At 72.7% G+C, this 20,057-nt stretch carries 17 protein-coding genes and 1 pseudogene; 7 read left to right on the top strand and 11 right to left on the bottom strand.

What is annotated here, in order from left to right:
* The first annotated feature begins 10 nt into the window (after nt 1-10).
* Together GA0070624_RS32140 and GA0070624_RS32135 are read left to right on the top strand one after the other, a co-directional pair.
* Nucleotides 11-1,762, top strand: a complete 1,752-nt coding sequence (locus GA0070624_RS32140) for a VWA domain-containing protein (protein ID WP_091350287.1) — start codon at nt 11-13, stop codon at nt 1,760-1,762.
* A 213-nt stretch (nt 1,763-1,975) separates the two neighbouring features.
* Nucleotides 1,976-3,457: a sugar transferase gene (locus GA0070624_RS32135; RefSeq protein WP_091347215.1), complete on the top strand. Its 1,482-nt coding sequence runs from the start codon at nt 1,976-1,978 to the stop codon at nt 3,455-3,457.
* 55 nt (nt 3,458-3,512) lie between these two features.
* Here GA0070624_RS32135 and GA0070624_RS32130 read toward each other — a convergent pair whose 3' ends face one another.
* Nucleotides 3,513-4,643 (bottom strand): PP2C family protein-serine/threonine phosphatase, encoded by a 1,131-nt coding sequence (locus GA0070624_RS32130; RefSeq protein ID WP_091347213.1) that lies wholly within the window; start codon nt 4,641-4,643, stop codon nt 3,513-3,515.
* 95 nt (nt 4,644-4,738) lie between these two features.
* Here GA0070624_RS32130 and GA0070624_RS32125 point away from each other — a divergent pair, with 95 nt between their 5' ends.
* Nucleotides 4,739-5,269, top strand: a complete 531-nt coding sequence (locus tag GA0070624_RS32125) for a MarR family winged helix-turn-helix transcriptional regulator (protein ID WP_091347212.1) — start codon at nt 4,739-4,741, stop codon at nt 5,267-5,269.
* 32 nt (nt 5,270-5,301) lie between these two features.
* On the opposite strand, the gene GA0070624_RS32120 is transcribed toward GA0070624_RS32125, so the two are convergent.
* The gene (locus tag GA0070624_RS32120) at nt 5,302-6,561 is read right to left on the bottom strand and encodes an ROK family protein (RefSeq protein WP_091347210.1); all 1,260 of its coding nucleotides are present in this window, start codon (nt 6,559-6,561) and stop codon (nt 5,302-5,304) included.
* A 49-nt stretch (nt 6,562-6,610) separates the two neighbouring features.
* Here GA0070624_RS32120 and xylA point away from each other — a divergent pair, with 49 nt between their 5' ends.
* The 3 genes from xylA (at nt 6,611) to GA0070624_RS32105 (ending at nt 10,816) form a co-directional block, all read left to right on the top strand.
* Nucleotides 6,611-7,798 (top strand): xylose isomerase, encoded by a 1,188-nt coding sequence (gene xylA, locus GA0070624_RS32115; protein ID WP_091347208.1) that lies wholly within the window; start codon nt 6,611-6,613, stop codon nt 7,796-7,798.
* Nucleotides 7,799-7,809: 11 nt separating this feature from the next.
* A complete protein-coding gene (locus GA0070624_RS32110) occupies nt 7,810-9,336 on the top strand; it encodes a xylulokinase (protein ID WP_091347205.1) in 1,527 nt (508 codons plus the stop codon).
* Between the two features lie 67 nt (nt 9,337-9,403).
* Entirely contained in the window at nt 9,404-10,816 is a 1,413-nt protein-coding gene (locus tag GA0070624_RS32105; protein WP_091347202.1) for an MFS transporter, read from the top strand.
* 53 nt (nt 10,817-10,869) lie between these two features.
* Here the strand turns inward: GA0070624_RS32105 and GA0070624_RS32100 are convergent, their stop codons facing one another.
* The 8 genes and pseudogenes from GA0070624_RS32100 to GA0070624_RS32070 all read right to left on the bottom strand — a co-directional run bounded on the left by GA0070624_RS32100 (nt 10,870) and on the right by GA0070624_RS32070 (nt 18,227).
* Complete coding sequence (locus GA0070624_RS32100; protein WP_091347200.1) at nt 10,870-12,528, bottom strand: glycoside hydrolase family 13 protein; 1,659 nt, start codon at nt 12,526-12,528, stop codon at nt 10,870-10,872.
* 214 nt (nt 12,529-12,742) lie between these two features.
* Nucleotides 12,743-13,645, bottom strand: a complete 903-nt coding sequence (locus GA0070624_RS32095; RefSeq protein WP_091347198.1) for a carbohydrate ABC transporter permease — start codon at nt 13,643-13,645, stop codon at nt 12,743-12,745.
* On the bottom strand, nt 13,642-14,604 hold the full coding sequence (locus GA0070624_RS32090; RefSeq protein ID WP_091347196.1) for a carbohydrate ABC transporter permease: 963 nt from the start codon (nt 14,602-14,604) through the stop codon (nt 13,642-13,644). The genes GA0070624_RS32095 and GA0070624_RS32090 overlap by 4 nt, the downstream gene beginning before the upstream one ends.
* A gap of 56 nt (nt 14,605-14,660) precedes the next feature.
* Nucleotides 14,661-15,971 carry an ABC transporter substrate-binding protein gene (locus GA0070624_RS32085; protein ID WP_091347194.1) on the bottom strand — a complete coding sequence of 437 codons (1,311 nt, stop codon included), beginning with the start codon at nt 15,969-15,971 and terminating at the stop codon, nt 14,661-14,663.
* 480 nt (nt 15,972-16,451) lie between these two features.
* Nucleotides 16,452-16,595, bottom strand: coding sequence for a GPGG-motif small membrane protein (locus GA0070624_RS35140; protein WP_165823086.1), 144 nt, complete (start codon nt 16,593-16,595; stop codon nt 16,452-16,454).
* Nucleotides 16,586-17,327: pseudogene (locus GA0070624_RS32080) on the bottom strand (metallophosphoesterase family protein). The gene GA0070624_RS35140 and the pseudogene GA0070624_RS32080 overlap by 10 nt, the downstream one beginning before the upstream one ends.
* Before the next feature lie 46 nt (nt 17,328-17,373).
* Entirely contained in the window at nt 17,374-17,646 is a 273-nt protein-coding gene (locus GA0070624_RS32075) for a hypothetical protein (protein ID WP_091347192.1), read from the bottom strand.
* Nucleotides 17,643-18,227, bottom strand: a complete 585-nt coding sequence (locus tag GA0070624_RS32070; protein ID WP_091347190.1) for a nucleotidyltransferase — start codon at nt 18,225-18,227, stop codon at nt 17,643-17,645. Before GA0070624_RS32070 ends, GA0070624_RS32075 begins: the two co-directional genes overlap by 4 nt.
* Nucleotides 18,228-18,388: 161 nt before the next feature.
* Here GA0070624_RS32070 and GA0070624_RS32065 point away from each other — a divergent pair, with 161 nt between their 5' ends.
* Complete coding sequence (locus tag GA0070624_RS32065) at nt 18,389-19,138, top strand: dTMP kinase (RefSeq protein WP_091347188.1); 750 nt, start codon at nt 18,389-18,391, stop codon at nt 19,136-19,138.
* Here the strand turns inward: GA0070624_RS32065 and GA0070624_RS32060 are convergent.
* Nucleotides 19,123-19,812: an SDR family NAD(P)-dependent oxidoreductase gene (locus GA0070624_RS32060; RefSeq protein WP_091347185.1), complete on the bottom strand. Its 690-nt coding sequence runs from the start codon at nt 19,810-19,812 to the stop codon at nt 19,123-19,125. The two genes, GA0070624_RS32065 and GA0070624_RS32060, sit on opposite strands and share 16 nt — an antisense overlap.
* Between the last annotated feature and the right edge of the window lie 245 nt (nt 19,813-20,057).

Raw genomic sequence — 20,057 nt, 5'->3', positions numbered from 1 at the left:
CCGCCATCGCATGCGTTCACGTCTCCGCGGGGCAGGTGCCGCCGCGGCGGTCATCGCGCTCGCCCTCGTCGTCGCCGGTTCCTGGTTCGGTTACCAGCAGCTGGCGGGGCCGTCCTGCTCTGGGCAGATCCAGCTGTCCCTGGCGGCCGCCCCGGAGATCGCCCCGGCGGTGAAGGCGGCGGCCGACCAGTGGGTCTCGGACGGGGCGGCGGTCGGCCCCACCTGCATCGCGGTGAACGTCGCCTCCGCCGAGTCGTCCGACGTGGCCGCCGCCGTGGCCAGCAAGCACGGCGCCACCCTGGCCGGCATCGGTCAGCCGAGCCGCACCGCGGTCACCCCGGACGTCTGGGTGCCGGACTCCTCCACCTGGCTGCTGCGGCTCAAGAACGGCGGGGCCACCGCGTTCGCCCCGGCGAACGGCGCCTCGATCGCCCGCAGCCCGGTGGTGGTCGCGGTCCCCGAGCCGGTTGCCTCCGCCAAGCTCGGCTGGCCGGAGAAAAAGCTGACCTGGACCGACCTGCTGCGGCAGGTGATCACCAGCAAGCCGCCGCTGCGCGCCGGCATCGTGGAGCCGACGCAGGACGCGGCCGGCCTCTCCGGGCTGCTCGCGCTGAGCGCCGCCGCCAGCTCCGTCGGCGGCACCGACCCCGTCAAGGCCCAGGAGGCGATGACCGGGGCGCTGCGGGCCCTGGCGACCAACCGTTCCTCGCTGCGCCAGGACCTGCTGGCGCGCTTCCCGCGTTCGAAGGACCCGACGGCCATCGCGAACGGGCTGGGCGCCGCCGCGCTCTCCGAAGAGGACGTGATGGCGTACAACGCGACCGAGCCGCCGGTCGAGCTGGCCGCGCTCTACCTCGACGGCGCCATGCCGCTGGACTACCCGTTCGCGGTGCTGCCGGGCATCGAGCCGGCAAAGGCCTCGGCCGCGAAGGTGCTCTTCGAGGTGCTCACCACCCCGGGCTTCCGCAATCGGCTGGCAGCGCAGTCACTGCGCGCGCCGGATGGCAACTGGGGTGCGGGGTTCAAGGCGCCGCAGGGCGCGCCGAGCCCGGCCGGCGGGGCGAGCGTGCCGCCGACCGGTCAGGGCGGCACGGCTGGGCTGGACCCGAGCGCGATAGAGAGGGCCACGACCACCTGGGCGGTCGCCACCCAGTCCGGTCGCATGCTCGCCGTCGTCGACGTCTCCGGCTCGATGAAGCAGCCGGTGCCGACCGCCCGCGGCGCCAGCCGCGAGCAGGTCACGGTGGCGGCCGCCACTCGGGGCCTGGACCTCTTCGACGACAGCTGGTCGATCGGGCTGTGGGTCTTCTCCACCAACCTGAGGGGCTCCCAGGACTGGAAGCCGGTGATCCCGATAGACCGCCTGTCGAACAACCGGAGTGAGCTGCGGCAGGGGCTCGGGTCGATCAAGCCGTCGGCCGGCAACACCGGCCTCTACGACACGGTGCTGGCGGCCTACAAGGAGGTCCAGAAGGGGTGGGAGGCGGACCGGGTCAACTCGGTGGTGCTCTTCACCGACGGCAAGAACGAGGACGACAACGGCATCTCCCGGGCCGAACTGCTCCAGCAGCTGAAGAAGCTCAAGGACCCGGAGCAACCGGTGCGGGTGATCATCATCGGTATCGGTCCCGACGTCAGCAAGACGGAGCTCGAAACGATCGCGAAGCAGGCCGATGGCGGTGCCTTCATCGCCACGGACCCGACCAAGATCGGTGAGATCTTCCTGCAGGCGATCGCGCTACGCCCGGCCGCGCCGCGCTGATTCGTCGCCGAGTGGCGAAGTGATCCGCCGTACCGGGCCGGTACGGCGGATCACTTCCCGCCGTCCATCGCGCAAGAAGATTGACGGCAATGCGTCCGAAGCAATCGGCGTCCATAATTACCGAGGCAAGATGTCGGAGTGCTCCGGCGCCGCCGGTGTTCAACCGAGGTCGGTCGCCGTCCGGGGCCGTCCTGAGCGAAGTGGAGACGGTCGGTGACCTCGGCTACCCTGTTGACCCCCGCCAGGGCGCCGCGACCGGGAGGCGACCCCCCCGGACCGGCGACGCGCGCCGACGAGCGGGCGTACGTCCGGCTTTTGGCGGTGCTGGACACCGCCGTCCTGGTGGTGGCCATCCTCGTCGGGTACGTCGCCCGCTTCGGTGACGACGAGCCGACCGGTTCGGAAATTCCGTACGTGGTGGTGGCCCCCGGCCTGCTGCTCACCTGGCTGATCTCGCTGAAGGCGCTGCGCTGCTACGACGACCGGGTGCTCGGTTACGGCGCCGACGAGTACCGGCGGGTCAGCCAGGCGAGCCTGCGGCTGGCCGGTGGCATCGCGATCGTCGGCTACATCGCCGACGTCGGCGTTTCCCGGGGCTTCCTGGCCATCTCGTTCGCGGTCGGCACGGTCGGGCTCGAGCTGGCCCGGTTCGCCGCTCGCAAGCGGCTGCACCATGCCCGGTCCCGGGGCGCCGGCTGGTCCCGCAAGGTGCTGGTGGTCGGCGACGCCGCGCACGTCCTGGAGTTGGTGCACACCCTGCGCCGGGAGCCGTACGCCGGCTACCACGTGGTCGGGGCCTGCATCCCCGACGCGCTGCTGGCCCCGGTGCCACAACGGCTGGGCGACGTCCCGGTGGTGGGCTCGTTCCGCGGCATCCCCGAGGCGGCCACCGCCATCGGCGCGGACACCGTGGCGGTCACCGCCTCCGGCGAGCTGACCGCCGCCCGGCTGCGCCGGCTCGGTTGGCAGCTCGAGGGGACCGGGGTGGACCTGGTGGTCGCCCCCGCGCTGACCGACGTCGCCGGTCCCCGCATCCACACCCGGCCGGTGGCCGGCCTGCCGTTGATCCACGTGGAGGCGCCCGAGTTCCGGGGGGCCCGGAAGCTGGTCAAGGGCCTGGTCGACCGCTCCGTCTCGTTCCTGGCGCTGGCCCTGCTGCTGCCGGTGCTGGTGGTGATCGCGCTCGCCATCAAGCTGGACAGCCGGGGACCGGTGCTGTTCCGTCAGGTCCGGGTCGGCCAGGGCGGCAAGGAGTTCGGCGTCTTCAAGTTCCGCACCATGGTGGTCAACGCCGACGCCCTGCTGGCGGAGCTGGCCGCGCGCAACGAGACCGACGGCCTGATGTTCAAGATGCGCGACGACCCTCGGGTCACCCGGATCGGCCGGTTGCTGCGCAGGTGGTCCCTGGACGAGCTGCCCCAGCTGGCCAACGTGCTCCTCGGCCAGATGAGCCTGGTCGGTCCCCGTCCGCCGATCCCCTCCGAGGTGGCCCGGTACGACGGCGACGTGGCCCGGCGCCTGCTGGTGAAGCCCGGCATGACGGGCCTCTGGCAGGTCAGCGGCCGGTCCGACCTGAGCTGGGAGGACGGCATCCGGCTGGACCTCTACTACGTGGAGAACTGGTCCCTCGCCGCCGACCTGACCATCCTCTGGAAGACCTTCGGCGCGGTGATCAACAGCCGCGGCGCGTACTGAGTCGATCGGCGCGGCCCGGTCCCGGCACGGGGGCGCGCCGGGGCCGGCGCGCCGGTCAGGGTTGCGGCCCCCGCCAGTCCAGGCAGACCGCCACCGCGTCGTCCACCAGGTCAGCGGCGACGAAGGCGCGCAGGTCGCCGATCAACGACCGGACCGCGTCCAGCGGTGCCATCGGCCCGGTACGGCGGAGGAAGCGGTCCAGCGCCGTCTCGCCGTACCGGACGTTCTGCCCGGTCGCGTCGATGACCCCGTCGCTGACCACGAAGAGCCGGTCCCCGCGCCGCAGATGGAAGTGCTGCTCCCGGTAGTCCGTCCCCTCGAACATGCCGAGCGGGAACTGCTTCTCCAGGACCTGCTCGCTGACCTCGCCGTCGCGCAGCAGCACCAGGCGCGGCGAGCCCGCGTCGACCACGGTCATCGCCCCGGAGGCCAGGTCCAACTCCAGCAGCAGGGCGGAGAGATGCTGCTCGCCCCGGTGCAGGGCGTAGATCGCCTGGTCGGCCAGGGCGGCCTGGTCGGCCAGGGCCAGCTCGGCCCGGCGGGCGTTGCGCAGCGCGTGGATGGCCAGCGAGGTGAGCATGGAGGCGGCCACCCCCTCGCCCGAGCCGTTGATCGTGGCGAGCCGCAGCCGGCGGCCGTCGTCGGACCAGTCGAAGCTGTCACCTCGCACTGCGTACGCCGGCTCGAGCTGCCCGGCCAGGCTGAACGACGGGCGGATCCGGCTGCGGCCGGGGAGCAGCTCCCACTGTATCTCCGCGGCGAGCGTCAGCCGGCGGTCGCGCCGGGCGATGATGTAGACGTCGGTGCTGGGGGTCACGGCGGCCAGCTCGTGGCCGAGCGCGGTGGCGATCGCGGCGAGCTCACCGACGGCGGCCGGGTCGTCCGGGACCGGCGACAGCCGCAGCACCCCGCGCCGCTCGCCGCGCATGCCGACCGGGAACCAGCCGGCCCCGTCGGCGACGATCGGCTCCTGATGGTCGAAGCACCGCCAGGCGGGGTGGCCGGGCTTGGTGATCGGGTCACCGTCGGTGAACGGAAGGAGCACCGCCAGCCGGTAGTCGACCTGGAACAGCTCGACCCCGGTGACCTGGTACGACCGCGCCAGCTCGGCGGCGAGGCGGTCGAGCAGGAGGTCCGCCGGGGCCTCGGTGAGGGTCCGGCGCGCCCGATCCTCCGGTCCGCTCATCTTTGCTCCTTTGCACAGGTCGGCGGCCGGGTGGGCGGGGTAGTCTCGGGCCCACCATGGCCGAGGAACACGGTCCGTACGGACCAGAAGCGAGTATGGCCGCCGCGTTGGACGAGGCGGCGGGCACCCTGCTGGCCGTCTGGGAGGCGGCCCGCGAGAGCACCACCAGCCGGCTCTCCGGCGCCCAGTTGCGTGCCGTCATGGTCGTCGAGCAGTACGACGGGATCAACCTCCGCCGGCTCGCCACGCTCATGGACATGCTGCTCTCCTCGGCCAGTCGGCTCTGCGACCGGCTGGTCGCCGCCGGAATGCTCGAGCGTGAGCCGGGTCGCTTCGACCGGCGAGAGATCTCCCTGCACCTGACGCCGGAGGCGAGCCGCCTCCTGGCCGAGCTGCGGGCCGACCGCCGGCGGCGACTGGCCCGGGTGCTCGCCGGGATGACCCCGGAGGGGCGCCAGGCGCTGCTGCGCGGGATGAGCGAGTTCGACGAGAGCGCCCGCCGCCGGGAGAGTCTGGAGGCCGGCTGGCCGGTGCTGCAGGCCTCGGCGGAGCGGCCGGAGGAGCCGGTGGCGGAGCGGCCCGAGGCCGCCTCGGCCGGGGATCCGCCCGTCGCGCAATCCGCCTGACGACCCTGACCGCCCGATCTCGGCACTCACCATCATCCGAAGCGGGTCAGCCAACCCACCGGCCGGTCGACGATCCGGCGGACCACCGACGCCGCCCCGCCCACGGCCGCGGACTGGGCGCCGAGCGCCGCCGGCCGCACCGTCACCGGTGACCAGGCCGCGGTGAGCACCCGGCGGGAGATCTCCGCGACGACCGGCGGCCGCAGCCAGGGCGCGAGCGGCGCGTATCCGCCGCCGAGCACCACGGTGTCCAGATCCAGCAGGTTCACCACCCCGGCGACGGCCACCCCGAGCGCGGTCCCGGCGTCGGCCAGCGCGGCGAGGGTGGCCGGGTCGCCGGCCCGGGCGAGGTCGGCCAGCCGGGTCGCGGCGGTGTCCGCGGGCAGCTCGGCGCCGGCCAGCCCGGCCGCGGCCAGGATCGCCTCCTGGCCCGCGTACCGCTCCAGGCAGCCCCGGCCCCCGCAGCGGCAGGGCCGTCCCTCGGGGTGCACCGGGACGTGGCCGATCTCCCCGCTCCAGCCCCGCACGCCGCGGAAGAGCACGCCGTCGAGCACGATCCCGGCGCCGATGCCGACCTCGCCGGAGATGTGCAGGAAGCTGGCCGCGCCGGGCGGCCCGGCGTGCAGCTCGCCGAGCGCGGCCAGGTTGGCCTCGTTGTCGACCACCAGCGGCGGCACCCCGTCGACCGGCTCGGCCAGCCGGTGTCCGGCGAGCAGTCCGGGAACATCCACGTCCCGCCAGCCGAGGTTGGGGGCGAGTCGCACCAGGCCGCCGTCGCCGACCAGGCCCGGCACCGCCAGCGTCGCGCCGGCCAGGGTCAACCCCTGGCGTACGGCGACCGCACGCGCGTCGGCGGCCAGCGCGGCGAGCCGGGCCAGCGTGTCGGCGGGGGAGACCGGGCGCAGGTCGACGCGGTGCACCACGTGGTGCCGGACCGTCCCGGCCAGGTCGACCACGCAGGCGCCCAGGTAGTCGACGTTGACCTCCAGGCCGAGCCCGGCCGGGCCGTGGTCGGCCAGCACCAGGCCTCGGGCGGGCCGGCCGGCTCCGGTACGTGGCGCGGGGTCGGCCTCGGTCACCAGCCGGCCGGCGATCAGGTCGTCGACGACGGCCGAGACGGTGGCCCGGGTCAGGCCGGTGTCGGTGGCGAGCTCCGCCCGGGAGGGCGGTCGCTCGGCGGCGGCGATCCGCCCGAGCACCACCGCGAGGTTGAGCTCGCGGAGACTGCCCTGCCGGACCGCTCCGGCGGTGCTTGCGCTGGTCACCTCTTGACACTGCCACACGTCGGTCATTTAATTCAACCACTGAACAAATTGCGGACGACACCACCGGAGGTCTGCCATGGCACCCCGTCCCACCCCCGCCGACAAGTTCTCCTTCGGTCTCTGGACGGTGGGTTGGCAGGCCCGTGACCCGTTCGGCGACGCCACCCGGCCCGAGCTGGACGCGGTCGAGGCGGTGCACCGGCTCGCCGAGCTCGGCGCGTACGGGATCACCTTCCACGACGACGACCTGGTCCCCTTCGGCGCGGACGCCGCCACCCGCGACGCCCGGCTGACCCGGTTCCGCAAGGCCCTCGACGAGACCGGCCTGGTCGTCCCGATGGTCACCACCAACCTCTTCACCCACCCGGTCTTCAAGGACGGCGGCTTCACCAGCAACGACCGCGACGTCCGCCGGTACGCGCTGCGCAAGGTGCTGCGCAACGTCGACCTCGCCGCCCAGCTCGGCGCCCGCACCTTCGTGATGTGGGGCGGCCGGGAGGGCGCCGAGTACGACCTGGCCAAGGACGTCCGCTCGGCGCTGGACCGCTACCGGGAGGCGGTCGACCTGCTCTGCCAGTACGTCGTCGACTCCGGGTACGACCTGCGCTTCGCGATCGAGCCGAAGCCGAACGAGCCGCGCGGCGACATCCTGCTGCCCACCGTCGGGCACGCGCTGGCCTTCATCTCCACCCTGGCCCACCCCGAGCTGGTCGGGCTCAACCCGGAGGTCGGGCACGAGCAGATGGCCGGGCTGAACTTCGCCCACGGCATCGCCCAGGCGCTCTGGCAGGGCAAGCTGTTCCACATCGACCTCAACGGCCAGCGCGGCATCAAGTACGACCAGGACCTGGTCTTCGGCCACGGCGACCTGCTCAACGCGTTCGCCCTGGTGGACCTCCTCGAGCACGGCGGGCCGGGCGGCGGGCGCGCGTACGACGGCCCCCGGCACTTCGACTACAAGCCCTCCCGCACGGAGGACATGACCGGGGTGTGGGCCTCGGCCGAGGCGAACATGCGCACGTACCTGCTGCTCAAGGAGCGGGCGGCGGCGTTCCGGGCCGACCCCGAGGTGGCCGAGGCGCTGGCCGCCAGCAAGGTCACCGACCTGGCCACGCCGACGCTGAACCCGGGGGAGAGCTACGCCGACCTGCTCGCCGACCGGTCCGCGTTCGAGGAGTTCGACCCGGACGCGGCCGGCGCGAAGGGCTTCGGCTTCGTCCGGCTCAACCAGCTCGCCGTCGAGCACCTGCTCGGCGCGCGCTGAGGCGGGCCGCCATGCCGCTCGTCGCGGGGGTCGACTCGTCCACCCAGTCCTGCAAGGTCGTGATCCGGGACGCGGAGACCGGCGCGCTGGTCCGGCAGGGCCGGGCCCCGCACCCGGACGGCACCGAGGTCGACCCGCAGGCCTGGTGGGACGCCCTGCTGGCGGCCGTCGACGCGGCCGGCGGGCTGGCCGACGTCGCGGCCGTCTCGGTCGCCGGCCAGCAGCACGGCATGGTCTGCCTGGACGAGGCGGGCCGGGTGGTCCGACCGGCGCTGCTGTGGAACGACACTCGCTCGGCCAGGGCCGCCCAGGACCTGATCGCGGAGGCGGGCGGCGGCGAGGCCGGCCGGCGGTTCTGGGCCGAGGCGGCGGGCAGCGTGCCGGTGGCCAGCTTCACCGCCACGAAGCTGCGCTGGCTGGCCCGGCACGAGCCGGCGAACGCCGACCGGGTGGCCGCGGTCTGCCTGCCGCACGACTGGCTGACCTGGCGGCTGGCCGGCGCGCCGGGGCTGGACGCGCTGCGAACGGACCGGGGCGACGCCAGCGGCACCGGCTACTGGTCGCCACGGACCGGCGAGTACCGCCTGGACCTGCTGGAACGGGCGTTCGGCCGGACGCCGCGGCTGCCCACCGTGCTCGGCCCCGCCGAGCCGGCGGGGCCGCTCGATCCCGGTGTGCTCGGTGGGGCCCTGGCGGAGGTCGGCTCCGGCGGCTCGTCGCCCGGCCTCCGGCACCGGCCGGGTGGCACGGCGTCGGCCCACGCGCAGTCCGGCGGGGTGCTGCTCGGCCCCGGGACCGGGGACAACGCCGCGGCCGCGCTGGGTGTCGGAGCCGGTCCCGGCGACGTGGTCGTCTCGATCGGGACCTCGGGGACGGTCTTCGCCGTGGCGGACGCGCCGGCCGCCGACGCGACGGGCATGGTCGCCGGGTTCGCCGACGCCACCGGCCGGTTCCTGCCGCTGGTCTGCACGCTCAACGCGGCCCGGGTCCTCGACGCCGCCGCGGCGATGCTCCGGGTCGGCCTCGACGAGCTGAGCGACCTGGCGCTGGCCGCCCCGCCCGGTGCGGACGGGCTGGTCATGGTGCCGTACCTGGAGGGGGAGCGGACCCCGGACCGGCCGGACGCCACCGGCGCCGTGCACGGGCTCACCCTGCGTACCGCCACCCCGGCCCATCTGGCCCGGGCCGCGGTCGAGGGGATGCTCTGCGCGCTCGCCGACGGTCTCGACGCGCTGATCGCGCAGGGCGCGACAGTCGACCGCGTGATCCTGGTCGGCGGCGGGGCCCGCTCGGCGGCGGTGCGGCGGATCGCCCCGCGGGTCTTCGGCCGGCCGGTGGTCGTGCCGCCGCCGGGGGAGTATGTCGCCGACGGCGCGGCCCGCCAGGCCGCGTGGGTCGCCCTGGGCGGCGCGGCGCCACCCGCGTGGACGGTGGCCGACACCGAGGAGTACGCGACCGAGCCCGTCCCCGCCATCCGGGAGCGGTACGCGCGGGCCCGCGACCACACCGTGGACCGGGTCGGCGCGGCGCGGGAGTGAACGGCGGAGCGGCCGCTCGGCCGGGTTCGTCATCCGGTCGTGATCTTCTCCTGGTTGGCTGCCGGGCATGACCAGCACCAGGATCTCCCGGCGCGGGAACGCGGCGCACCGGTTCTACAGCGTCGTGGTGTTCGTGGTGCTCGCCTCGCTGGACAACGTGGCGATCGGCCTGGTCCCGCCGCTGTACGGGCCGATCTCCGGGGCGCTGGGCGTGTCGCAGCGGCTGCTCGGCCTGGTCACCGCGGTGAGCTTCCTGGCCAGCGCGGTGGCGGCGGTGGCCTGGGCGTACGTGGGCGACCGGGCCGACCGCAAGCCGCTGCTCATGATCGGCACCCTGATCTGGGCGGCCGGCACCGGCGGCAGCGCGCTCGCCCAGCACTACCCGGCCTTCCTGGCCGCCCAACTGCTCGCCGCGATCGGGCTGGGGGCGGTCGGGTCGGTCGGCTTCTCCGTGGTCACCGACCTGATCTCCCCCCGCCGCCGAGGCCTGGTGATGAGCTTCTGGGGGCTGTCCCAGGGTGTCGGCACCCTCGCCGGCACGCTGACCGGCGGGATCCTCGGCAACACCGACTGGCGACGCCCGTTCGTGGTGCTCACCGTGGTCGGGCTGGTCGCCACGGTGGCCTACCTCTTCACGTACAACATCCGGCGCGGGCAGAGCGAGCCCGAGCTGGCCGGGGCGCTCGACGCCGGCGCCGAGTACGACTACCGGATCAGCCGAGCCGACCTGCCGCGGATCCTGGCCCGGCGGACCAACCGGTGGCTGATCCTTCAGGGCCTGACCGCGCAGGCGGCCTTCGGATCGCTGGTGTGGCTGCCGGTGCTCTTCGCCCAGCGGGCCGAGGCGCAGGGCTACTCGGCGGCGACCGCCGTGGTGGTGGGCAGCGTCTTCGCCACCCTGTTCCAGCTCGGCGGGGTGCTCTCCATCGTCGGCGGCCTGGTCGGGGACGCGCTGCAACGGCGTACGCTCCGGGGCCGGGCCCTGGTCGCGGCGGTGGGCATCCTCGCGGCCGTGCCGTTCTACCTGGTCCTGTTCTTCGTGCCGATCCGCATCGACGTCCCGGACGGCGGGAGCCGGTGGGCGGTGGTCCGCGCGGTGCTGGCCAGCGTGGTCACCGAGCCGACGGTCGGGCTGAGCCTGCTGACCGCCGTGGTCGCGCTGGCACTCACCTCGGCCAACTCGCCGAACTGGTTCGCGCTGATCGCGGACGTCAACCCGCCCGAGCACCGCGGCACCGTCTACAGCCTGGGCAACCTGGTCAACGGGGTCGGCCGGGCGGCCGGCAACGGCCTGGTCGGGGTGGCCTTCCACGGGCTGCGGGCGGCGTTCCCGCCGCCGCTGAACTACGCCGTCGGGCTGGCCGCCTTCCAGTTCTTCTTCATCCCCACCGGCGTCATGTACTGGCTCGCCGCCCGGACCTCCCCGGGCGACATCGAGGCCGTGCACGACCTCCTGCACGCCCGCGCCGACCGGCTGTAAGGAAAAGGGCCCCCGTCAACGCCTCGCGTTGTACAGGGGGCCCTCTCAACCCGTCAGGAGCGGAACCAGACCGTCACGTCGGTCGGGACCCGGCCATCCTCGTCGAGCGGGGTGCTCGCCGCCAGCAGCTCCGCGCCGGCCGGCACCGGCACCGGCACCTCGCCGAAGTTGGTCAGCACGGTGACGCCGCCGTTGGTGAAGGTGAGCACCTCGTCGCCGGAGGAGAGCCAGCGCAGCGTGCCCCGGCCCAGCCCGTGCTCGTGGCGCAGCCGCAGCGCGGTCCGGTACAGCTCGTACGTCGACCCGGGCACCCCGCGCTGCCGGTCCAGCGCGTACTCGGCCCAGAGCGGGGGCTGCGGCAGCCAGCTCGCGTCGGTCGGCCCGAAGCCGTACGACGGGGCGTCGGCCTCCCACGGGATCGGCACCCGGCAGCCGTCCCGGCCCCGCTCGGTGTGCCCGCTGCGCTCCCAGGTCGGGTCCTGCCGCGCCTCGTCCGGGAGCGTGGTGTGCTCCGGCAGCCCCAGCTCCTCGCCCTGGTAGAGGTAAGCGGATCCGGGCAGGGCGAGCATCAGCAGGGTGGCCGCCCGGGCCCGGCGCAGGCCGAGCGCGGCGTCCGGCTGCGGGTCGCCGATGCCGATGCCGTTCGGTCGGGGCGTGCCGATCGGCAGGCCGAGCCGGGAGGCGTGCCGCACGACGTCGTGGTTGGAGAGCACCCAGGTGGTGGGGGCGCCGACCGCGTCGGTGGACTCCAGCGAGCGGGTGATGACCGCGTACTGGGCCGGGGCGGTCCAGGCGGCGAGCAGGTACTCGAAGTTGAACGCCTGGTGCATCTCGTCGGGCCGGACGTAGCGGGCCAGCCGCTCGGCGGGCTCCACCCAGGCCTCGGCGACCAGGATCCGCTCGCCGTCGTACGAGTCGAGCAGCCGCCGCCACTCCCGGTAGATCTCGTGCACCCCGTCCTGGTCCCACATCGGGGGTCGGGGCTTGTCCACCTCAGGGCCGGAGAGGATCTCCTGCGGCTCCTGCCAGTCGGCCAGGTCGGCCTGCTTGATCAGCCCGTGCGCCACGTCGACCCGGAAGCCGTCCACGCCCCGGTCCAGCCAGAACCGGAGGATGTCCAGGAACTCGGCGCGGACCTCGGGGTTGCCCCAGTTCAGGTCGGGCTGGCCGGTGTCGAAGAGGTGCAGGTACCACTGCCCGTCGGGCACCCGGGTCCAGGCCGGGCCACCGAAGACGCTCTGCCAGTCGTTCGGCGGCTCGGCGCCCTGCGGTCCGCGCCCGTCGCGGAAGATGTACCGCTGCCGCTCCGGGCTGCCCGGCCCGGCGGCCTGCGCGTCCTGGAACCAGGGGTGGGCGGACGAGGTGTGGTTCGGGACCAGGTCGACGATGACGCGCAGCCCCCGCGCCTTCGCCTCGGCGATCATCTTGTCCGCGTCGGCGAGCTGGCCGAAGAGCGGGTCGACGTCCCGGTAGTCGGCCACGTCGTACCCGGCGTCGGCCTGCGGCGACGGATAGAACGGCGACAGCCAGACCGCGTCGACGCCCAGCTCGGCCAGGTGACCGAGACGGGCGGTGATGCCGGGGAGGTCGCCGATGCCGTCGCCGTCCGAGTCGGCGAAGGAGCGCGGGTAGACCTGGTAGATGACGGCCTCGGTCCACCACCCGGTGGCGGGGCCAGCGGACGGTTCCTGGTGCGTCGCGTTGATGTTCAGGGCCTTCTCCCGTGTGTCGAGCCGTGCGATGCGGTGATTGTGCCCAGGCTGCGGCAGATGATTCCGCTCAGGATGCCCGGAGTGGGGCGGTCGATTCGCGGACGACCAGCCGAGTGGGCGGGATCACCGGCGGTTCGGCAGGGTGGGTGCTGGCATCGGGTCCGGCGGCGCGGCGGTGAACCGGTGAGGTCACCGCCGCGCCGCCGGCTGCCGACTACTTCACCCCGCCGGCGGTGAGGCCCTCCACGATGCGGCGCTGGAACAGCAGCACCATGATCACGAGCGGGACGGTGACCACCACGCCGGCGGCCATCTGGGTGCCGAACGGCTGGTCGAACTGGTACTGCCCGGTGAACTGGGAGACGATCACGTTCGCCGTCTTCCGGTCGTTGTCGTTGACCACGCTGACCGCGATGATGAACTCGTTCCAGGCGGCGATGAAGGCGAGGATCGCCGTGGTGAACACGCCAGGGGCGGCGAGCGGCAGGATCACCCTGCGGAACGCCTGGGCCGGGGTGGCCCCGTCGATCTGCGCCGCCTCCTCCAGCTCGAACGGCATCTGGCGGAAGAACACGGTGAGGTTCCAGACCGCCAGCGGCAGCGCGAAGCTGAGGCTGGGGAGGACCATCGCCTGGTAGGTGTTGATCCAGTCGATGTTCACGAACAGCTGCAGCAGCGGCACCACGACCAGGATGCCGGGGAACATCGAGGTCGCCACGATCAGGCTGAGGATCAGCGTCTTGCCGCGGAACTCCAGCCGGGCCAGCGCGTATGCCGTGAAGGTGCCGATGATCAGCGTCAGCACTGTGGTGCAACCGGCCACGATGAGGCTGTTGATCAAAGCCCGGGTGAACCCGTTGGCCGGCGAGAAGGCCGCCTGGAGGTTGTCCAGCGACGGCGGGAAGGGCAGCGGATCGTTGGAGAACTGGTCCGCCGGCCGGCGCAGCGCCGAGACCACCATCCAGTAGAAGGGCGCCAGGCAGTACACCACAATCAGGGTGATGCCCAGGTAGTACCAGAAGCCAGGACCGCGACGCCGGGCGCGAGCCTTCGGCCGCCGCGGCCCGCCCCCCTCGGCCACGGTTTCGGCCAGTACCGCACCGCTCGTGGTGCTCATCGTCGACCTCCCGTCCCCCGGCCGAACAGGTCGGCGCCCAGAACTCGCACGAACACGAACGCGACGACCGCCACGTAGAGGAACAGCACCATGGCGTACGCCGCGGCGGTGCCGAATCTGAGGTTGTTCACCTCGTACCACGACAGCATCGACAGCGTCTCGACCGACTGCTTGTGCGGACCGATCAGCACGAACGGCAGGTCGAACATCCGCAGTACGTCGAGCATGCGGAAGAGCACGGCGACCACCAGGGCGGGACGCACCAGCGGCAGGGTGATCTTCCAGAAGGTCTTCCATGCGTCGGCGCCGTCGACCCGGGCCGCCTCGTACGTCTCCGCCGGGATGATCTGCAGCCCGGCGAGCACGAGCAGCCCGATGAACGGCGCGGTCTTCCAGGTGTCCGCGATGACCACGGCCACCCACGACTGGAAGCCCTCGGTGGTCCAGAGAATGTTGGCGTTGAGGAGCTGGTTGGCCACGCCGTCGGCCTGGAAGATCCACCGCCAGAGGAGGCCGGAGATGGCCGTGGGAATGGCCCACGGCACCAGGATGCTGGCCCGGACCAGTCCGCGGCCCCGGAAGGCCCGGTTCATCACCAGGGCCATGGCGACACCGATCAGCATCTCGATGATCACCGAGGCGATAGTGAAGGTGGTGGTGTTCCAGAACGAGTTCCAGAACAGCTTGCCGGTGTCACCGGAGAAGATGCCCGTGTAGTTGTCCAGCCCGAGGCGGCTGGTCCGCTCAATGACCCCGGTCTCCGGGTTGATTCCTTCGGAACTCACCTGGAGTGACAGCCGCAACGCGGAGACGATCGGGTAGCCGATGACGAGGCCGAGTACGAGAAGCGTGGGCGAGAGCAGCAGGGCGGCCAGCCGCCCCACGCCGGCGCGTCGCCCCGTCCCGGCCTGGCCCTGAGCGGGTCGACCAGTGGCTGGTGCGGTGATGGTGGTAGCCACTCGACCTCCTTACCGAAAGGGCCGCCGGGCCGGCATGCGCCGGCCCGGCGGGCTGATCACTTCTGGGCGATGAGCTGGTCGAGCTTGCTCTGCAGGTCGCTGAGCGCCTGCTCGCTGGTCTGCTTGCCGGTCAGAGCGGCGTACGCCGACTCCTGGATCGCCGCGGTGGCGTCGCCGTAGCGGACGATGGCCGGCCGGGGCTCAGCGTTCATGATCGACTGCTTGAGCGTCGGCAGGTACGGGAACTGCTTCTGCAGCGCCGGGTCGTCGTAGAGGTTGGTGTAGACCGGCGCGAGCGACGCGACCGTGAGGTTGGTCTTGGCGTTCTCCTGGTTGGTGAACCACTTGACGAAGTCCAGGGCGGTCGCCTTGTTCTTGCTGAACTTGCTGATCGAGAGGTTGTGGCCACCCAGGGTGGACTTGCCCGGACCGGTCAGGCCGGGCAGCGGGGCTACCGCGAACTTGCCGACCACCTTGCTCGACCCGTCGTTCTTGCTGGCGAGCGCGTACTGGTACGGCCACTGCCGGTGGAAGATGAGCTTGCCGTCCTGGAACGCCCGGCGGCCCTCCTCCTCCTTCCAGGTGATGGCCTCACGCGGCATCACGCCGGACTTGAAGCCGTCGACCAGGAAGTCGAGACCCTTCTTGGCCTCCGGGGTGTTGACGTTCGCCTTGCCGTCCTCCTTGACGACCTCGCCACCCGCGGAGTTCACGGCCTCGCTGAAGTTGACGGTCAGGCCCTCGTACTTCTCGTACTGCCCGCCGTAGCACCCCAGGCCCTTGCCCTGCGGGGTCGCCTGGATCTTCTGGCAGGCCTGCTTCATCTCGTCCCAGGTCTTGGGCGCCTCGGCGATGCCGGCGGCCTTGAGCAGGTCGGTGCGGTAGTAGAGCATGCCGCCGTCGGAGGCGTACGGCACGCCGTAGAGCTTCTTGAAGTACTTGTTCGTCTCGACCGCCGGCTGCAGCATCTGGTCGAGCGGGAACTGGTCCTCGGGAAGGGCCTCCACCCAGCCGTTCGCGGCGAACTCGGCGGTCCACACCACGTCGAGGAAGACCACGTCGTACGCGTCCGACTTGGTCTGCGCGTTCTGGATGAACTGCTGCCGCTGGGCGTCCGCGCTCTCCGGCAGCTCGATGAGCTTGACCTGCTCGTTCGGGTGGTCCGCGTTCCACTTGGCCAACTGCTGGGCGTACACCCCGGAGGTGTCCTTGCCCGACACGAACGAGATGGGGCCCCGACCCTCGAACTGGCTACCAGTCTTGGAGGATCCCCCGCTGCTGTCGTCGCCGCCGGAGCCGCAGGCACCCATGGTCGCTGTGACGACCATGGCCACCCCGAGGGCCGCCAGCCTGTTTCGTAGCCGCATTTCCACTACCTTCCGTTTTGGGTTGTACCAGCTGGCAGCAGACCACAGCGGCGCCGCCATGCTGACGGAATTGTCGTCCGTCCGAGATCACGCAGCAAGGAAAGATGCCCAACAGTGACGTCGAACGGCGGCGATCCCCGTCACAGGCAACGGATTCGGTGAATCTTCCCAGCTCGCGCGACGTTTCGGGAGCCGACGGGAGGGGCCCCGGGCGACCGCCGGCGGTGCGTACCGTGAGCCGGGTCTCGACCCCCGTCGGGGTCCGGGGGCCGGGATGAGGTGCTGGCAAGCGATGGAGTCCGGCTCCCGTCCCGCTGCCGCCCCGCTGATCAAGAAAGCCGCGAAGTCGGACGGTCGGGAGATCGCACGGACAAGCGTCGGACAGCACGGCGCCGGGGTCGTCGGGTCCGGGCTCTCCGGTCTGGGAGGACTGAGATACCGGCTCGACGACCCCGGCGGGTCAGGGATTCGGAATTGGCGTCAGGTGAAGATGCTGACGCCGCCCGGGCCGACCAGCAGCCCGACGATGATGAGGACGATGCCCCACAGGATCTGCCGGCGGAACAGCGCAAGGATGCCGGCGACCACCAGTACGACTGCAAGAATCCAGAGAATCAGCTCCATGCCCGCTGAGTACCCGCCCTCCCGATCCCGGAAACCTGGTCCTCAGCCGAGATGATCTCCCAGGTGGAAGATGCTGTACGCCTGCTTGATCACCGGGTGGGCGACGTTGCGGACCCGTACCCCGCCCGGGGTGGTGCCCCGTTCGGTGCCGTGGTGCGCGTGCCCGTGCAGGGCCAGCGCGGTCGGCGCCGAGTCGATCGCCTGGCCCAGCTGGTAACACCCGAGGAACGGGTAGATCTCCAGCGGCTCGCCGGCGAGCGTGTCCGGCACGGGGGAGTAGTGGGTGAGCGAGACCAGCAGGTCGCAGTCCAGCCCGCGCAGCGCCTTCCCCAACGCCTCCGCGCTCTCGTTGGTGGTCCGGACGAACGACTTCATCTCCGGCTCGCCGAAGTCGCTGGCGCACCGCCCGGCGAAGCCTCCGCCGAAACCCTTCACCCCGGCCACGCCGAGTCGCCCGCCGGCGCACTCCAGCACCGTCCCGGTCCCCTCCAGCACGGTGATCCCGACGTCCTCCAGCACCTTGACCACCTGCGGCACCTGGTCGCACTGGTGCTCGTGGTTGCCGAGCACGGTGATCACCGGCACCCCCAGGCCGCCGAACTCCCGCGCCACGCAGCGCGCCTCGGACTCGGTGCCGTGCCGGGTCAGGTCGCCGGCCAGCAGCAGCACGTCGGCACAGTCGGGCAGTTCCTCGAGGGCCGGCCGGAACCGGCCGACCACGTCCTCGTCCATGTGCACGTCGCCGACGGCGGCGATGCGGATCACGGTCAAACCTCCCTCACGGCAGCTCCTCGACCTGGCTGGGCGGCTGCGTTCGGATCACCCCGATGTCGCTGGTGACCGGCACGTCGGGAAAGCGCTCGGCCACCAGGCGCAGGATCTCCTCGCGCCGGTGTGGGCTCTCCACCTCGCCGTAGAGGACCAGGCCCCGCTCGCGGCGGACCACGGTGATGCCCTGTTCGGCGACGTCGGGGTCCTCGGCCAGCAGCCGCTGGATCTCCGCCTCGACGTACTCGTCGGGCGGTGCGGCGCCGCCGTGCTGCTCGGTCACGGTGTCTCCCTTCCTTCGGTGGCGCCGCTCTCCGGCAGCACGTCCAGCCGGTCGAGCAGCACGAGGAACGCCTCCGCGTAGGGCGAGTGCTGCGTCTCCTTCCGTACCCGTTCCCAGTCGATCTGTTCCCGCAGCGAGCGGGCCAGCGGCAGGGCGCGGGCGAAGTCGCAGTAGTGCTGGGAGAAGCTGAGCAGCTTGTGCACCATGAGCCGGGTGGCCGAGAGCACCGGCATGTGGATCGCGTCGACCGGCCGAACGATGGTGTCGGCGAAGGTCTCCTCGGTCACCGGGGTCTCGATCGGCCGGTGGATCAGGTCCACCATCCGCCCCTCGTCGTAGACCTTGACCAGCCAGTCCTCGGGCGGGCGATCGGCGGTGAAGCCGGCCTCGACCAGGGCCTCCAGCGCCGGTTCCACGTCCTGCTCCCGGATCAGGAAGTCCACGTCGTGGTCGCTGGAGTGGCCGCCGTGCGCGTAGACGGCGAAGCTGCCGCCGAGGGCGAACGGGATCTCGGACTGCTTGAGCACGGCGGCGACCTTCTTGAGGGTGTGCACCAGGGTCTCGTCCCCGCGCTCGGCCATCTGGGTCTCCCGTCGGTCGAAAGGTGGACAGGCGGTCGCAATGAATTTGCGTACCCGGCATTCCGGTCGGCCACACCTGGCGGTGTCGCGGGTGGGCGCCAACTGGGAGCGAAAGGGACAAATCGCCAGGCGGGGAGCGCCCGTCGGATAGCCTGTGCAGGGTGGCTGGATCACTGCGTACGCGGCGTGGCAGGGCGCGGTTGCGCGCGGTCGCCCTGATCGGCATCGATGGATCGGGCAAGACCACCCAGGCCCATCGGCTCGCCGAGGCGCTCACCGCGGCCGGCCGCCCGGCCACCTATCACCGCAACGCGGGCGGTCGGCGCTGGCTCGGCCGCCTCGCGCAGCGCCTGGGGCGACCGGACGCGCAGCGGCTCGTCGGGCGGAACGGGACGCTCGCGGTCGAGTCGGTGCTGCGCTGGCTCGCCATCGCCGCCGCGCTGCTGAGCTGCCTGATCACCGGGCGGACCGCGGTGATGGACCGCTACTCCGCCTGCCAGTACGCGAGCATCCGGGCGCACGGGGGCCAACGCTGGGAGCGGCTGGCCCGGGCCGGCTACCGGCTCTTCCCCAATCCGCAGGTCACCTTCCTGCTCACCGTCGACCCGGCCGAGGCGTACCGACGGATCGAGCGGCGGGGGACGGACCACGAGAGCATGCGCTGGCTCACCGCCGCCGACACCGCGTACCGGACGCTGCCCGAGTACCCGACCTTCGTGGTGATCGACGCGGGGGGCCCGCCGGACGAGGTGTCCCACCGGATCCGCGCCCACCTCACCGGGTGGCTGCCGGCCGACGAGGCCGACCCCCCGGCGTCGCGCGGGACCTCGCCCCGGGACACCGGTCCGCCGCGGATCGACGGGGCCTGGCCACGCTCGGGCGACCCGCTGCCCGCTCAGGCCCGCCCGTAGACCGGGATGCTGGCGCCGCTGGTCGGCGCCGAGTCCTCGGAGGCCAGGAAGCGGATCACCGCGGCGATCTCGGCCGGGGCGACCCAGCGTCGGTGGTCGGCGTCGGGCTGGGCGGCTCGGTTGGCCGGAGTGTCGATCACGCTGGGCAGCACCGTGTTGCACCGCACGCCGCGCTGCCGGTACTCCACCGCGACCGCGTTGGCGAAGGCGAGCACCGCCGCCTTGGCCGTGGCGTAGCCGGCCGCGCCGGGGAACGGCGCCACCGCGGCCCGCGCGGAGACGCAGACCACCGATCCGCCGCCGGCCGCCATCAGGTGCGGCAGGGCGGCCTGGGTGACCAGGTAGGTCGGGCGCAGGTTGATCCGGAGCATCCGGTCGAACTCCTCGACCGGCGTCTCGTGCACCAGCCCGCCGCTCGCGTACCCGCCGACGAGGTTGACCACCGCGCGCAGCGGCGCGGCCGGGTCGGCCGCGGCCACCTCGACCGCACGGGCGGCCCCGGCCGGTTCCAGCAGGTCCGCGGTGAGCCGGACCGGTCCGGAGCCCGCCGGCTGCGTCCCCGAGCCCTCCCGCTCCGGTACGACCACCCGCCAGCCCGCCTTGAGGAAGGCGGCGGTGACCGCCCCGCCCAGCCCGCCCGTGCCCCCGGTGACCAGCACACTGCGTTCCGCCATGGGCACACGCTAACGGCTCAGGCCCGCCCGCTGCGTCGGGGCCCGGACGCCGGGCGGTGCTCCGACCCGGCCGTCCGTCCATCCCGCCGGGCCGTCCGGCTGGCGCGGCGTGGACGACGGCCGCCCAGCCGGCCGGCCGGCACGGTGCACTCGACCGGAGCGGAGGAGGCGGCCCGGGCTGCGGTGATGCACCCTTGCCGGGGCGGCCGCGCGCGGAAGAGGGTACTTTTCCGGATACGGGCGGT

The sequence above is a fragment of the Micromonospora rhizosphaerae genome (genome assembly GCF_900091465.1).
Taxonomy (GTDB): Bacteria; Actinomycetota; Actinomycetes; order Mycobacteriales; family Micromonosporaceae; genus Micromonospora; species Micromonospora rhizosphaerae.
The sequence above is the reverse complement of the archived record's forward strand: the minus strand, read 5'-3'. Positions and strand labels throughout refer to the sequence as shown.

Excerpts from the sequence above, each read along its gene's own strand:
- GA0070624_RS32140 (WP_091350287.1), top strand. The coding sequence starts at position 11 with ATGCGTTCACGTCTCCGCGGGGCAGGTGCCGCCGCGGCGGTCATCGCG.
- GA0070624_RS32130 (WP_091347213.1), bottom strand. The coding sequence starts at position 4,643 with ATGAGCGGACCGGAGGATCGGGCGCGCCGGACCCTCACCGAGGCCCCG.
- GA0070624_RS32085 (WP_091347194.1), bottom strand. The coding sequence starts at position 15,971 with ATGCGGCTACGAAACAGGCTGGCGGCCCTCGGGGTGGCCATGGTCGTC.
- GA0070624_RS32110 (WP_091347205.1), top strand. The coding sequence starts at position 7,810 with ATGCCGCTCGTCGCGGGGGTCGACTCGTCCACCCAGTCCTGCAAGGTC.
- GA0070624_RS32095 (WP_091347198.1), bottom strand. The coding sequence starts at position 13,645 with ATGAGCACCACGAGCGGTGCGGTACTGGCCGAAACCGTGGCCGAGGGG.
- GA0070624_RS32125 (WP_091347212.1), top strand. The coding sequence starts at position 4,739 with ATGGCCGCCGCGTTGGACGAGGCGGCGGGCACCCTGCTGGCCGTCTGG.
- GA0070624_RS35140 (WP_165823086.1), bottom strand. The coding sequence starts at position 16,595 with ATGGAGCTGATTCTCTGGATTCTTGCAGTCGTACTGGTGGTCGCCGGC.
- GA0070624_RS32070 (WP_091347190.1), bottom strand. The coding sequence starts at position 18,227 with ATGGCCGAGCGCGGGGACGAGACCCTGGTGCACACCCTCAAGAAGGTC.
- GA0070624_RS32060 (WP_091347185.1), bottom strand. The coding sequence starts at position 19,812 with ATGGCGGAACGCAGTGTGCTGGTCACCGGGGGCACGGGCGGGCTGGGC.
- GA0070624_RS32120 (WP_091347210.1), bottom strand. The coding sequence starts at position 6,561 with ATGACCGACGTGTGGCAGTGTCAAGAGGTGACCAGCGCAAGCACCGCC.
- xylA (WP_091347208.1), top strand. The coding sequence starts at position 6,611 with ATGGCACCCCGTCCCACCCCCGCCGACAAGTTCTCCTTCGGTCTCTGG.
- GA0070624_RS32105 (WP_091347202.1), top strand. The coding sequence starts at position 9,404 with ATGACCAGCACCAGGATCTCCCGGCGCGGGAACGCGGCGCACCGGTTC.